Consider the following 13,880-nt stretch of genomic DNA (forward strand, 5'->3'; position numbering starts at 1 on the left):
GATTTACAGATTTTGGTACAGGGGGATTGTCTTATTTGTCCTTAAAAAGGCGACTTTTGTGTGAAAATATGCAAATCTGTAAACATACCAGTATCAAAAATATATAAATTCTTTTATTAACAAAGCTATGAATATGTTTACTGTACTGAGTTTGGTGGGATTGCGCTGCTTGGACGACCTTTAAAATTCGGGCTATCTGTTGGCAATTCAATAAAAATTATATTTTTGCAGTCAAGTTTTAAACCAAAAACACTTAAAATTATGTCAGACATTGCATCAAGAGTTAAAAAGATCATCATTGACAAATTGGGCGTTGACGAAGCCGAGGTAACTCCTGAAGCCTCCTTCACCAACGACTTAGGCGCTGACTCTTTGGATACGGTAGAACTGATTATGGAATTCGAAAAAGAATTCAACATCTCCATTCCTGACGAACAAGCTGAAACTATTACTACTGTTGGCCAGGCAGTTGCTTACCTGGAAGAACATGTAAAATAATCCTACTAATCAGAATTGTTTTAATGCAACCAAGACGAGTTGTCGTTACAGGTTTAGGCGCTCTTACACCGCTCGGCAATTCCGTGGCTGATTTTTGGCACGGATTGACGAACGGTGTATCCGGCGCAGATTTTATCAAGCAATTTGACGCTTCCAAGTTCAAAACCCGTTTTGCTTGCGAACTGAAGAATTTTGATCCTGCTAACTATCTGGACAAGAAGGAGGCCCGTAAGATGGACCCCTTTACACAAACGGCAGTTATTGCCGCAGATCAGGCGATACTGGACGCCAATATCAACAAAGACAAGATCAATGCTGATCGGGTAGGTGTGATATGGGGTACCGGTGTGGGCGGTATGATCAACTTCAGCCATGAGCTGCGGGAATTCCATACAGGGGATGGTACACCCCGTTTTAGTCCGTTTTTGATTCCGAGGCTTATACTGGATATCGCGGCCGGGTATATTTCTATCCGCCATGGTTTCAGAGGGCCTAATTTTTCTGTTGTATCTGCCTGTGCATCTGCTACCAATGCAATTATAGAAGCGATGTACAGTATCCGTTACGGTAAAACTGATATGGTTATTACCGGTGGGTCAGAAAATGTAATCAACGAGCCTTGCGTAGGTGGCTTTAACGCCATGAAGGCTTTATCTGAAAGAAACGACGATCCTAAAACTGCTTCCCGTCCCTTTGATCTCGACCGTGATGGTTTTGTAATGGGAGAAGGAGCAGGAGCCCTGGTACTGGAGTCATTAGAACATGCCCAGGAAAGAGGCGCCAGGATATATGCAGAACTGGCAGGCGGCGGCGCTACTGCAGACGCATATCATATCACAGCTCCACATCCGGAAGGGTTAGGCGCTTTGAATGTAATGCGCAATGCATTGGCAGATGCCGGGATGCAGCCAGGCGAAATCGATTATATCAACGTTCACGGTACTTCCACCCCATTGGGAGATATTGCCGAAGTAAAAGCCATCCAGCGGGTTTTTGAAGAGCATGCATATAAAATGAATATCAGCTCCACGAAATCCATGACAGGTCACTTACTCGGAGCCGCCGGCGCCGTTGAATCTATAGCCGTAATTATGTCTATCATCGATAGCATAGTTCCTCCTACGATCAACCACTTTACTGACGACCCGCAGTTAGATCCGAAACTGAATTTTACTTTTAATATCGCACAGAGGAGAGAAGTAAACGCCGCATTATCCAATACCTTTGGTTTTGGTGGACATAATGCCTCCGTTATTTTCAAAAAATTTGTTCCTTGATCTTGATTGTGTGAATTTACTGCCAGGTTTTTTATATCGACTTGTTTCCAAAAAACGGCACTTATATAAAGAGCTGCACAACCTGCTGGGATTTCCCCCCGGTAATTTTGCCCTCTATGAAGTGGCCCTGAGCCATCGTTCCAGTAAAGAAAAATTCCTGGAAAGCAACGAAAGGCTGGAATACCTCGGTGACGCCATTCTCGGCGCTATCGTAGGAGACTACCTCTTTAAAAAATATCCCTACAAAACAGAAGGATACTTAACTGAGATGCGCTCCAAGATCGTTAACCGGCAACAGTTAAATGATATCGCCATCAAAATGGGGTTGCGCAAGCTCACCATCTACGACAAATACAATAGCTTTCTCAAAATCAGCCAGATATTTGGAAATACCCTGGAAGCCCTGGTAGGCGCTGTTTACCTGGACCGTGGGTATAACAAAACCCAACAGTTCGTACATAAACGGATTATCATGCCCTACATTGATATGGAACTGCTGGAAACTGTGGAAATGAACCACAAAAACAAATTGTATGGCTGGGCCAACAAAAATGGGAAAAACCTCGAGTTCGAATTGCTCGAGGAACAAATGGACAATGGCCGTCGCATTTTTACCGTTGGCGCCGTGGTAGATGGAGAACTGATCTGTAGCGGAAAAGCTTTCAATAAGAAAGATGCCAGCCAGATTGCCGCGCAGCAAGCCATTATTCAGCTGGGGCTTGGCGATTAACCCTTCTCCCCTTCTTACGCTACTAACGACTTACGGGATGCCTTAATATCGTTCTCAGTTTTTCAGGCGCTGTTTTCCGGAAATCGGAAAGATAAATTTCATGGTGTCGCCCATTCATCTTCAATCCATGCTGGTGCATAAAATCATCCATCTTTTTCAAAGAGGCTGGTTCCTCACTGTAAGCGCCGGTATGTAACAATTGTACACAAAGCCCTTCGGCTATTTCTTTATAATCAACTTTGCGGATTTCGGAAGATTTCTTCTTTTTCTCAGCTGCCAATAATGCTTCAGAGAACTGCTGACGGGTAATTTCATCAGGAATCCGGATCGCCAGTTCATAATGCCAACGATCCCGTGGTACTTTTAAGGGATCTGTGGTTACATCCTCTACCCACCAGAAGCCTTCCAGCTTGCTGACGGTGAAGTCGTGCCCTTTGTCCTTGCTGTTGAACTTGATGCCATATGCTACTGCATATAATGCGGCGGTAGCATCGGCAAACCCGGCGCCGTTGGGGTCGCCCTGACCAGCAATGGTTAGGAAAAGTCCTTTTTCCATGGTGGCCAACGCCGGTTCACTGGTAGCTGTGTAGTACTGTTTAAAAGTTTTGGTTAAATCCTGTTTCATTGTCATGAGATATTGGTCAAGTATAAATGATGTTATGAGCAGCCATCCCAGCCTGGTATATTGTTTCATGGGAGTAAAAATTAGGGTGCCATATATCCCCGGAAAGTGGCTGTAGTCTGCTTCCCGGGGTATGGCTGTTGCTATACTATCCCGATTTGTACGTTGGTAATATTTTGTGTGGGTTGTTCGAAATTGTAGCGGAGGTACTGTTCGCGGGTATACCCTGTCATTGGTGTCCCCAGCATTTGCAAGCCGGTGATCAGCTTCCCGTAAGTATCGCCCAGTTGTTCCCAGGGGCCATGGTGCTGGAGGCTTACGCAGCGGAATGGAGGAATGGTTTCACATACCCAGGGAGCGGGTACTGGTTGAACGCCCGTAACGGGCAGGCCAATATCGAGGGTGAATACCGTATCCGGTTGTCCATCAAAATTGTGATAGTGCCACTGTGCGCCGCCACATACTTCCAGTCCCGACGTAATTGCTGCTTCATATACCGTTTTGATGGCCGTACGCACCAGTTGCATCATGCCGGCTAAGTTGGTCTGGTAGCGACGATAGAAGAAATGGAAGGACGCAGCGGTTTCCATCTCCGGGCCATTATTACCGGCATCAAAGAAGCCAAACCAAAATTTCAGTTGCTCCTTTTCCAGCAAATCAAAGTGGTTGAAAATGGCCTTTGCAAAAGCCACCATGGCGGTACCCGGGGCGGTAATGATTTGCCCGCCATCTACTGCAGCACTTTGCTGATAGCCGGCCTGCCCTTTATACGCCGGCGCCAGCATCTTCAATACTTCGGGGTGATTGCTGGTATGGGGAATATTGTCGAGAAAACCATGTTGGGCCAATAGTGCTGTGGCGCCGCAGATGGCGGCCACTGTTTTTTGCTGTGCCAGCAGTTGTTGTACCAGTGGCAGCACTTCTGTATTGGCGCCTTGTTCCATCGGTGCGCCACCCGGCAGGATAAGCAAGTCGATATCAGCTGCCATGCTCTGTTCCAGGCTGCATTGTGGCTGCACCGGCAATTTGCCTCCTGAAGTAACCGCCTCGCCGGTCAATGAAAAAGTTACCAGGTTAATATCTGTAAAGCAGCCAATGCCATACATGGTAAGGGCAGGTTCCCAGTCGGAATAGCCATCGAAAAGAAATACATAACAATTGGTCAACTTCTTCATATAGTAGTGTGTTTAATGACAGTACAAAGCAAAGAAGGGCTGGTGACAACCTTATGTCAGTAGTTATACCGGGTTTAAAAATAATGTTGATGGAGTTCTGCTACAAGGTTTGCAGTAGTAGTTTTCAGCTCCAGCGGTTCCAATACAGTTACCTGGTTTCCAAACATGACCAGCCACCGGGAGAAGTACCCCAGGGAGCCGGTGAGGAAGGTTAGTTCGGTGAAATCGCCTTTCACGGTTTCTTCCATCAACCCGAAATAGTATTTCTGCTCACGTATATGCCGCATGACTTCATTGGTGAAGCGAAGTTTTATCAGGTGGGCTTCCTGTTTATGATTATTATGTTGCTGTTCCAGGTAGCCCTGAAGCGAGGGGTGTTTCCCTTTTTCATAGTGGCTATTGAGCAGGTTGAGTTTACGGATGCGGTCTAACCGGAAGTCGCGGTATCCTTGCCGGAGCCGGCAAAAGGCGATCAGGTGCCATTTATGGCTCATGTGAAAAATACCGATGGGTTCCACTTCGCGGCGGGTGGCCACCTCGTCCTGGAGGGAAAAGTACTCCATATTAATCACCTGGTTCAGGCCGAGCGCCTGCTGGATATCAGACAGGAAGCGGTTGGGGAACTCTTCTCCATCTACATTGGCCAAGGCGCCGGGCTGGTAGCGAAGTACGGCTATATTTTCTTCCAGCGACTCCAGGTAGTCTTTTTCCGATCCCCGGAGTACGGAACGGATCTTTTCCATGGCCAGGCTGAATTGCTTTTTGTTGCTGTGGTCGCTAAACTGCTCCATCAGCTTCTCCCCGGTCAGCAGGGCAGCGGCTTCTTCTTTGGAGAACATCACCGGGGGCAGGTGGTACCCGTCCACAATATAGTAGCCAGTACCGGCTTCCGCGCCAATAGGCACACCAGCCTCCTGAAGGGCCTTTACATCTCTGTATACTGTTCTCAGGCTAATATTGAAACGGTCAGCTATATCCGCTGCTTTTACTATTTTTTTCCCTTGTAATTGAATCAGAATGGCAGTTAGACGGTCAATGCGGTTCATGGAGGCGGTAAGTTGTGGCTACGAATTTCGGTCGCCTGGAATTATTTTTAGAAATTTTTTTAAACCAGTTAAACTTTATTGAAAGTTAACGGTCTTAAATATACAACACCTCCCGAAGAAGGCATGAAAGTGAGAAAATGACGCAGGCGAGTTTCGGGAGATATCAATTCAATGCTACAGTACAGAATATAGGTTAAATGGTAAGTCCCTGCAATTTCTTGCGGGGACCTGTTTTTTAGGCCCCTCCACCACGACATATAATAGCAGGCACCTAATGTAATTTAGCCGTCAATTAAATTCAATAATAGCAGAGCACGCTTAGTAACTCATCTCATTCAACTTCACCTTACCCCTGAAAGTCCAGAACAGGAAAGTAGTATATCCAACCACCATGGGAGTACCTATTGCGGCGATCAACAGCATAATTTTTAACGATTTCACAGAAGAAGCAGCGGCATAGATGCTAATGCTATAAGCCGGATCGGTGGTAGATATTACGATATTGGGGTATAATCCAACAGCAAACAGGATCAGGAGACAAGCGGTAATGATACAGGAATACGCAAAAGCGGTGTAATATTTACGGGCATCCACATTTCTCTTAATATTCAGCACTATCAACACCGCCAGCATCGGCAGCAGAAACAAGCTGGGATGTGATTTAAACTGATGGGTCATATGGGGCACATAAATCAGGGTAGCCATCGACGTTAGAATGAAACAGAGGATAAAGAATTTACTACAATTGTTAACAATGAGCGTGAGCCGGGTATAAAGCCTGTTTTCCGTTTTCATCACCAGGTAAATAGACCCGTGTAGCATGAACAGCGACAAGGTGGTGAATGCAATCAGTATCGCATAAGGGTTGAAGAACGTAAGCAGGTTGCCGGTAAACTCATGGTCTTTATTCATAGGCAGGCCATGTATCAGGTTGCCCAACACCAATCCCAGCAGGAGCGTAATCCCTGTGCTGGACACCGTATAGCTGATATCCCACATTTTGCGCCACCATAGCCAGGGTTCTTTACTTCTGAATTCGATGGAAATAGCGCGGAAAATAAGCGCTACCAGGAACAGCATGAAGGGAATATAAAAAGTAGATAACAACACGCCATATACCAGCGGGAAGCCTGCAAACAGCGCCCCTCCTGCTATCACCAGCCATACCTCGTTACCATCCCATACCGGGCCTATCGCATTCAGCACCAGTCGGCGACTTTCTTCTTTTTTAAAAAATAAATGTAAAGCACCCGCTCCGAGGTCAAAACCATCCAAAACACCGTACCCGGTAATTAATCCTCCAATCACTAAAAACCACCAGGTAGGTAAATCCAGTCCGAGTATTGTTTCCATACATTATAATTTAGTAGGGTGGTAAGTAATATTATCGTGGTAATAGCCATCGTATTCTATTTCCGCATTTTCGGAGATATCAGGCCCATGCTGTATTTTCCTGGTCAGCAAATAGATGAAAAGGGTAAACAACAGCACGTATACTAATGTAAATAAGATGAGGGAAAACATGACCTGGTCGGCTGTTACCTTGCGGGATAAGGCGTCCGATGTACGGAGCAGCTTATATACTACCCAGGGTTGCCGACCTACTTCCGCCGCATACCATCCCACCTGGTTGGCTATTTGCGGTAACAATACGGCCCAGGCAAAAATGACCATCAGCCAGCGCTGCTGGAAGAGTTTCTTTTTCCATAGCAGGAAAACAGCCAGCAGTGTAAGTCCTATGAGCGTGATGCCGATGGTGATCATCATATGATACATCTGGAAAACGAAATTCACGGCGCCGGGCCTGTCTTCTTTGGGCGTAGCGCGCAAGCCTTCTACTGGTGCAGAAAAGCTGCCATGCGTGAGGAAAGAAAGTCCGCCTGGAATTTTGATACCGGTAGTTTGCTCATTTTTATTATCTACCCATCCTACAATATACATAGGCGCTACCGCAGAGCTGTCGTAGTGCCCTTCCATAGCCGCCAGCTTAGCAGGCTGGTATTTGCTGACATAATGCGCAGAACGATGACCTGTGAAAAGCTGCAGCAGCGCAGCAATCACAGCTACGCTCAAACCCACTTTAAACATGGCCTGTGCGTGAGTAACGGCACGCTGTTTTAATATATACCATGCGCCCACACTCATCACGAGGAAGGACCCTGCAAGGAAAGCACCTATAATTACATGCGAAAAACGGTCTACAGAAGAAGGATTTAACACCATGGCCCAGAAGTCGGTCACCACGGCACGGGCACCCAGGTCGTGGCCTTCGATGCGGAAGCCGGCAGGCGTTTGTTGCCAGGAGTTGGCAATCACAATCCACAGTGCAGAGAAGATAGAGCCCAGCGCCACCATACAGGTAGAAAAATAATGGACGCCTTTATGTACTCGGTTCCATCCGAAAAGCAATACCCCCAGGAAGGCCGATTCCATCGCGAAGGCGAAGATCCCTTCCGCCGCCAGGGCGCTACCAAAAATATCGCCTACATAATGAGAGTAAGTAGCCCAGTTAGTACCAAACTCAAACTCCATCACAATACCGGTAGCTACGCCAATACCAAAGATCAACGCAAATATCTTGATCCAGAAGCGGGTAATATCTTTATATACCGCTAAACCTGTTTTGAGATAAAGCCCTTCCATGATCACCAAGCATAGCCCCAGCCCTATGCTCAGCGGAGGATAGATGTAATGAAAGGCGATAGTAAAAGCAAACTGTATCCTGGATAGTATTTCTACGGATGGCATAATCTTGAATTATTGATGCAAAGGTAGCAGGTGAAGATATCCATGAAACTGATGTTTGTCATGTATTGATAAAAATATAATGTTATGATCACCTTAACAAGGAAATAACCTGTTTATCGCCCCATTTTTACTATCTTGAAACAATAATTTTAGTGTAATGGTTTACTTGATATAACGTCCTGCCGTAGTGCAGGACGTTTATATGCGTGGATCAGGCATTCATGTCAATCACTATTTTCCCAAAATAATTACCGCTACCCATATGCCGAAATGCTTCCTGGACTTCACTTACAGGGAATATACGATCAATTACGGGGTGAATATTGTTTAAAGCTACGGCGGCTGCCAGTGCTTCGAAGCTTTGCAGGCTACCCACAGAGTAACCCTGTAACCGGATGTAGTTACCTACTATGGTAAACAAATCCAGCGGGAGTTGTGCGCCGGCAATAAATCCTACCAGGCCCACAAAGCCATTGTAGCCCACTGATTTCACAGAATTGACGATGGTGGCGGCGCCGGCAATATCAAGTGTAGCGTGTACCCCCTCGCCGTTAGTAATCCGGCTTACTTCTTCATACCAGTTGGGATGCTGTTTATAGTCGATCACTTCATGGGCGCCCAATTGCTTCAATTTTTCCAGTTTAGCAGGATTACTGCTGGTGGCTATTACGCGGGCGCCCGCTGCCAGCGCTATCTGCAGGGCAAAAAGGGAAACGCCACCAGTACCTTGTGTGAGCACCGTTTGACCCGGCTGAATGTTAGCATAACTCATCAGTCCTGTCCAGGCCGTAACGCCCGCTACCGGCAAGGTAGCTGCTTCTGCACTGGTTAAATTAGCAGGCGTGCGTACCAGGGCATATTCGGGGATAACGGCATATTCCGTGAGCAAGCCTGGTGTACTAACGCCTGTTCTGATATGATTCGTAGCCGGTGTCGCCAAACCTCGCTGCCACAGCTGGTTATACTGTATCATGACCCGGTCGCCGGGTTGCCATTTGCTCACGCTATCGCCAACAGCAGCAACGATGCCGGCGCCATCGGAAGTAGGAATGCGGGGCAGCGGCAGCTCTTTACTGTAAGTGCCGGTAGCCAGTGCCACATCAAGATAATTAAGCGCTACGGCTTCTATTTTTACCAATACTTCGTTGGCAGCAGGTGTAGGTGTGGGGAGATCGGTGAGTTGTAAACTTTCGAGTCCGAATGCTATTTGTTGGATCGCTTTCATGAGAATAATTTTTCTTCCACAAAATTGAGGGTTAACTTTACTTTAGACAAGTATGCACCATTTGGGAATGTAGGTACTAAATGGATACTATTGTTGATAATCAATGCCAAAAAAATGAAGAAAGTTCAAAAAAATAATGAAGCGGATACGGTTTGTGCAGTTGATTACGCTTTCCAGCGTATGGGAGGCAAGCATAAAGGAAGAGTTATTTATCACCTGCGGGAAGGCATAAAGAGATATGGCGAATTACGCCGTTCATTGACCGGTATTACGCCCAAGATGCTCACACAGGTATTGCGGGAGCTGGAGCAGGATGAACTGATTACAAGGCATGTATACCTGGAAGTGCCACCCCGCGTGGAATACCAGCTTACCGACACAGGCAGGGAACTGTTACCATTCATTATACTGCTGAGTGAATGGGGCAGGAAACAATTAGGAATGCCATCGCTGTATGCGTGCCAGCCGGAGTTGAGTTCCCTGGTTATCGAAACCAGGAAATAAACAGGATATTCCGTTAAATAAAGCAGGGAGATGATAGCTATTATATTGGCTATCATCTCCCTGCTTTATTTAACACAGTAACGATGGCTACGACATCACTGCCATGGATTCGAACTCTTTCTTGCGGTCGCGGTATTCTTCCATGGTGAAGTTATACACCACGGAATCCCGTTTGTTTTTGTTGGATACAAAGTGACACGCGTGAATATATGGCTCCGCAATATTCAGTTTATCCAACGGCGTTACCACCAGGAGTTGCAGGTTTAACTGCCCGCAGTATTCCATGAGGTAGTGACTCTTTTCCGGATCGAGTTTACTGAAGGCCTCATCCACCGTAATGAAGCGGAGACTACGATGCTGCCTGTTGGCTTCGTTGATGCCAAACTGGTAGGCAATAGCGGCGCCGAGAATGGTGTAGGTAAACTGTGCTTTTTCACCACCGGAAAGACTGGCAGTATCTTCGTAATATTTGAAGGCTTTATTATCTGCGATATAAAACTCTTTCGCTCCAAAGTCGAGCCAGTTACGTACATCGGTTACTTTACGGCGCCAGGCTTCATTCTGTTGTAAATCGTCGATCAGTACTTTAATATTTTCAAACAGCTGATCGCCGTATGCCTCGTCTTTTTCCATGTGATATTTGTAGGAATCGGGCACGGCATTGCTGAGTTTTTCCTTGAAGTTCCTGATCTCTACATCGCGTACATGGCGGCATTCCAGCTGGAGGTAGGTGTCCGGGTTTTTGTTGAAGGTAATGTTGCGTAGTGGCTCATTCAGATCTTCCATTACTTCCCGGATTAAGTCTTCCTGTCCGTATATCCATGCCCGGTAGTTGGTGATGGCATTGAGCATACTGGTATCCATGTATTTACGGAAGCGCTCTTTATGTTCAATGAGGCGTTGGAACTTAATGTTCTCATACAGGGAAGTAAATTCCTCCAGGTATTTAACATGCGGTTGCAGGTCGCTTACATCGCCAAGCCATTCGGGATAGGTATCGTGGATGGCTTTGGGCGGCATAACGAAGGCCGACAGCTGTCGGGTTATTTCTGCCTCTTTTTCTGCACTCTGGCGCATAGCGTCGTGCAGGGTTGCTTTCAGGTTATCGTCGGCCCGTTTGCGGTAGGCGGCCAGCTCCTGCGTTGTTTCGGCAGGTTCCGTGAGCGACAGGTCTGTCAGGTATTCCAACACATATTGCAGGGAAATATCGTCCAGTTTATTCACCTTCAGCTGATTAAAGTGACGGAGTTTTTCTGCCGCTTTATCATCGAGGCGTCCTTTTTCCTGTAGCGTTCTTTCCTTTTCTTTCTCTTTGCTTTGTAACTGGGCGGTAATATCATCGAGTTGATCGCAGATCACCTGGTATTTGTCGCTGGTTTTGAGCAGCTGTGCTTTTTCGCGGGCAAAAGACTCGATTACGCCGGCATGCGACTGCCAGCTGATTTCGGCGTAGTTGCGCAGCGACAGGAATGCATTCAGTAATGTATTGACGGTGGCAATGGTCTTGCGGCTATTTTCCAGCTGTGCAATGCTATGTTGCAGGGTATCAATATTACTGTTGCATTCGTCCTGCTCTTCTTTCAGCAGGCGTAGTTTGTTTTTGTTATTCCATCCCAGTACGTAGTTGTTTTGCTGCGAGCGGTTGGGGCGGTCATCTTTTTCGTGGCGTGTAGCCTGCCGCGTTAGTCCGTTGGAGGTAACCGCTTTGCGGGATCGGTTAAACACGGCCATGTCATCGGTACAGGTATAGTCAAACTGGTCGAGCAGCTGGTTTTGCAGCCATTCTTTGAACACGGTGCCGGGTTTGATATCTATCTTCTGTAACAGGCTATCCTTTTCATTCGGCATCCTCAACATGGTATAACTCTCCTCTTCTATCTTATGATATACGAGGCGGGTTTGCAGGTTGTTGGAGTTGATGTACCGGTTGATATCCATGATATATTCTTCGGGTACGAGCAGGCGTAAGCCGAAGTTGTGCAATACTTTTTCTATGGCATTTTCCCAATGGCTTTCGGCATCTTTTACTTTGATGAGTTCTCCGGCAAAAGGGAGGTCATCTTCGTGTATGTCGAGCATATCAGCGAGTTGCTGGCGGATGCGGATGAGCTCATAGGGAATGTTGTTTTTGCGGTTGAGGAAGGAGTTGATTTCTTCTTCCAGCCGGGTAGCCTGGGCTCTTTCGGCGGTGAGACTGCTTTTATGATGAAACAGTTCTTCCTGCAGGGTTTCCAGCTGTTTGTCGTGTGCTGCTTTCAGCTGTTCGGCGCCGGCAATGTTTTCATGAAATTGTTGCTCATCGGGGTTGGGAGCCAGTTCCAGCCTGTCGGCCAGCATATTGTATTCTTCCATCTTGTTACGTTTGGCTTCGAGGGCCTTTTGTTCGTAGTGGATGGATTTTTCAATAGAGCGAAGTTGTTCATCTACGCTGTTGTTGGCTTTCTGGGCAATGAGTTCATCTTTGCGCAGGTTGAGCGATTGCAGGGCTTCGTTGATACCGGTGAGGGTACTGGCGGTTACCTGTTGCTCTTTCTGCAATGCTTCCAGTTCTTTTTCGAGGATATCTTTTTCCTGCCTGTTAAACCAGGTGGGTAGTATGTCCTGGAGCATTTGCAGCTCCCGGTTCCGGTCTTGCAGTTCCTGCCAGGCGGTTTTATTGTCTATGATGGGTTCCAGCATTTTTAGCTGGGTTTCATCTTTTTGTATGGCCCGGTGGCTGGAAAGCAGGCTGTCGTAGTTTTCCCGCAGTTTGAGGAATTCTGCTTCCGCGTCGGTTTCTTCCAGCATCTGGCTGCGGATGAAGGTATTGAGGTCGCCAAGTACTTTGATACCAACGGTTTGGTTGAAGAGCGATAAGGCTTTTTCACTTCTCAGTCCGAAGATGTTGCTGAACAGGGCGGCATATTCCTTGAAGCTGTCGGTAATTTCCGTTTTAGGAAATTCAACCCGCAGTTTCTTTTTCCAATCGCCTTTCATATCAAACTTACCACTACCGAAATGGTCGTTGATATTGAGTTTATGGGGAGAAACGATGTATTGTCGTTTCAGCTCTCCGGAATACCACCGCACCTGCGCCAATGTGATCTGGTGCATCGTAGCAGCATTGTAGAAATAGGCCAGCAGTACGGAATAAGGGTTATTTTCCTTATGACGCAGCTGTTCTGTTTTTGATTGCAGGGAGTCTTCGGAAAATGTTTTGCCGTAGTATCCCCAGAAGTAAGATTCTTCTCCCCTGTCTTTTCGCTGCTCTGTACCGGACGACTGGTTATAGAACCGTTTGCCGGCGGGTACGAGGAGGGTAAGCAGGGCATCTATGAGCGTAGTTTTGCCGCTACCATTGGCGCCTGTGAGCAGGGAGGTGTTGCCGTTCGTATTGAGCCGGTATATTTTATTGTGAAACGTGCCCCAGTTATATATTTCGAGATATTGTAACCGGAACCCGCTTTCTTTAGAATCACTGTTGAACAGGGTTGACATGCAATTTTAATTTTGATTTTATTTCTTCCAGTTTCTCGTTGTTGACCAGTGCTTTGATCACCCTTTTCACCTCATACTGATGCAGTTCTTTGTTGGCTGCGTCTTCGCGGGTTGTTTTCAGGATGCCGACATTCAGCAGGCTGTTGATAGGCTTGTTGAGATCTTTCAGCAGTTTGGATTTGTTGTTACGTTCTTTGAAGAATAGTGTAAGTCTTTCCTTAATTTCTTTCTGTGTCATGAACAGGCGGGTGCCATTGCCGTTTACATCGAATTCGTCGAGGGCTTCGCGGAGTACAATGCAGAGCAGGGTAGCTTCGTAGGTTAGCCTGGTTTTGCGCATGAGGCGTGGCAGTGGTTTATCGCTGCTGCTATCGTCTGCCTCGGGTTGCAGGATACGGGCAAAGCCGTCTGCTTCATTGATAATGAGTTGCAGGCCTACCTGGTGCAGGTATTTACTGAGTTCTGTTTGCCAGCCCAGGAGGTCTTTCCAATAGCCTTTGTCTTCTTCATACACCGGACCCTGCATGAGTTTGAGGAACACGTGTGCATAAGGAGAAATATTGTTATTCGCCATAGTT

General features: G+C 46.8%; 12 protein-coding genes. 4 read left to right on the top strand and 8 right to left on the bottom strand.

Going from position 1 to position 13,880, the window contains the following annotated elements; all coding sequences use genetic code 11:
* The first annotated feature begins 261 nt into the window (after positions 1-261).
* Genes FHW36_RS05045 through rnc form a run of 3 tightly spaced genes read left to right on the top strand, consistent with a single transcriptional unit; the run spans position 262 to position 2,505 of the window.
* Positions 262-498, top strand: a complete 237-nt coding sequence (locus tag FHW36_RS05045) for an acyl carrier protein (RefSeq protein WP_012788038.1) — start codon at positions 262-264, stop codon at positions 496-498.
* 23 nt (positions 499-521) lie between these two features.
* Positions 522-1,775, top strand: a complete 1,254-nt coding sequence (gene fabF / locus FHW36_RS05050; RefSeq protein ID WP_145663216.1) for a beta-ketoacyl-ACP synthase II — start codon at positions 522-524, stop codon at positions 1,773-1,775.
* 10 nt (positions 1,776-1,785) lie between these two features.
* Positions 1,786-2,505 carry a ribonuclease III gene (rnc, locus tag FHW36_RS05055; RefSeq protein WP_246121072.1) on the top strand — a complete coding sequence of 240 codons (720 nt, stop codon included), beginning with the start codon at positions 1,786-1,788 and terminating at the stop codon, positions 2,503-2,505.
* 22 nt (positions 2,506-2,527) lie between these two features.
* Here rnc and FHW36_RS05060 read toward each other — a convergent pair whose 3' ends face one another.
* The 6 genes from FHW36_RS05060 to FHW36_RS05085 form a co-directional block, all read right to left on the bottom strand.
* Positions 2,528-3,130: a GyrI-like domain-containing protein gene (locus tag FHW36_RS05060; protein WP_145663220.1), complete on the bottom strand. Its 603-nt coding sequence runs from the start codon at positions 3,128-3,130 to the stop codon at positions 2,528-2,530.
* 140 nt (positions 3,131-3,270) lie between these two features.
* A complete protein-coding gene (locus tag FHW36_RS05065; RefSeq protein WP_145663223.1) occupies positions 3,271-4,302 on the bottom strand; it encodes a DJ-1/PfpI family protein in 1,032 nt (343 codons plus the stop codon).
* A gap of 74 nt (positions 4,303-4,376) precedes the next feature.
* A complete protein-coding gene (locus FHW36_RS05070) occupies positions 4,377-5,348 on the bottom strand; it encodes a helix-turn-helix transcriptional regulator (RefSeq protein ID WP_145663226.1) in 972 nt (323 codons plus the stop codon).
* 318 nt (positions 5,349-5,666) lie between these two features.
* A complete protein-coding gene (gene cydB, locus FHW36_RS05075; protein WP_145663229.1) occupies positions 5,667-6,701 on the bottom strand; it encodes a cytochrome d ubiquinol oxidase subunit II in 1,035 nt (344 codons plus the stop codon).
* Positions 6,702-6,704: 3 nt separating this feature from the next.
* The gene (locus tag FHW36_RS05080) at positions 6,705-8,096 is read right to left on the bottom strand and encodes a cytochrome ubiquinol oxidase subunit I (RefSeq protein WP_145663232.1); all 1,392 of its coding nucleotides are present in this window, start codon (positions 8,094-8,096) and stop codon (positions 6,705-6,707) included.
* Positions 8,097-8,307: 211 nt separating this feature from the next.
* Positions 8,308-9,321 (bottom strand): zinc-dependent alcohol dehydrogenase family protein, encoded by a 1,014-nt coding sequence (locus FHW36_RS05085; protein WP_145663235.1) that lies wholly within the window; start codon positions 9,319-9,321, stop codon positions 8,308-8,310.
* Positions 9,322-9,435: 114 nt separating this feature from the next.
* Here FHW36_RS05085 and FHW36_RS05090 point away from each other — a divergent pair, with 114 nt between their 5' ends.
* Positions 9,436-9,825 carry a winged helix-turn-helix transcriptional regulator gene (locus FHW36_RS05090; RefSeq protein ID WP_145663238.1) on the top strand — a complete coding sequence of 130 codons (390 nt, stop codon included), beginning with the start codon at positions 9,436-9,438 and terminating at the stop codon, positions 9,823-9,825.
* Positions 9,826-9,912: 87 nt separating this feature from the next.
* Here the strand turns inward: FHW36_RS05090 and FHW36_RS05095 are convergent, their stop codons facing one another.
* Both FHW36_RS05095 and FHW36_RS05100 read right to left on the bottom strand, forming a co-directional pair.
* Positions 9,913-13,302, bottom strand: a complete 3,390-nt coding sequence (locus FHW36_RS05095) for an ATP-binding protein (RefSeq protein ID WP_145663241.1) — start codon at positions 13,300-13,302, stop codon at positions 9,913-9,915.
* A complete protein-coding gene (locus FHW36_RS05100; RefSeq protein ID WP_145663244.1) occupies positions 13,280-13,876 on the bottom strand; it encodes a DUF4194 domain-containing protein in 597 nt (198 codons plus the stop codon). Before FHW36_RS05100 ends, FHW36_RS05095 begins: the two co-directional genes overlap by 23 nt.
* Positions 13,877-13,880 lie beyond the last annotated feature (4 nt).

The sequence above is a fragment of the Chitinophaga polysaccharea genome, assembly GCF_007829335.1.
In the GTDB taxonomy this organism is placed as follows: domain Bacteria; phylum Bacteroidota; class Bacteroidia; order Chitinophagales; family Chitinophagaceae; genus Chitinophaga; species Chitinophaga polysaccharea_B.

Coding starts and splice junctions, on each gene's coding strand:
- FHW36_RS05085 (WP_145663235.1), bottom strand. CDS start 9,321: ATGAAAGCGATCCAACAAATAGCATTCGGACTCGAAAGTTTACAACTC.
- FHW36_RS05065 (WP_145663223.1), bottom strand. CDS start 4,302: ATGAAGAAGTTGACCAATTGTTATGTATTTCTTTTCGATGGCTATTCC.
- FHW36_RS05090 (WP_145663238.1), top strand. CDS start 9,436: ATGAAGAAAGTTCAAAAAAATAATGAAGCGGATACGGTTTGTGCAGTT.
- FHW36_RS05070 (WP_145663226.1), bottom strand. CDS start 5,348: ATGAACCGCATTGACCGTCTAACTGCCATTCTGATTCAATTACAAGGG.
- cydB (WP_145663229.1), bottom strand. CDS start 6,701: ATGGAAACAATACTCGGACTGGATTTACCTACCTGGTGGTTTTTAGTG.
- FHW36_RS05080 (WP_145663232.1), bottom strand. CDS start 8,096: ATGCCATCCGTAGAAATACTATCCAGGATACAGTTTGCTTTTACTATC.
- fabF (WP_145663216.1), top strand. CDS start 522: ATGCAACCAAGACGAGTTGTCGTTACAGGTTTAGGCGCTCTTACACCG.
- FHW36_RS05045 (WP_012788038.1), top strand. CDS start 262: ATGTCAGACATTGCATCAAGAGTTAAAAAGATCATCATTGACAAATTG.
- FHW36_RS05095 (WP_145663241.1), bottom strand. CDS start 13,302: ATGTCAACCCTGTTCAACAGTGATTCTAAAGAAAGCGGGTTCCGGTTA.
- FHW36_RS05100 (WP_145663244.1), bottom strand. CDS start 13,876: ATGGCGAATAACAATATTTCTCCTTATGCACACGTGTTCCTCAAACTC.
- FHW36_RS05060 (WP_145663220.1), bottom strand. CDS start 3,130: ATGAAACAGGATTTAACCAAAACTTTTAAACAGTACTACACAGCTACC.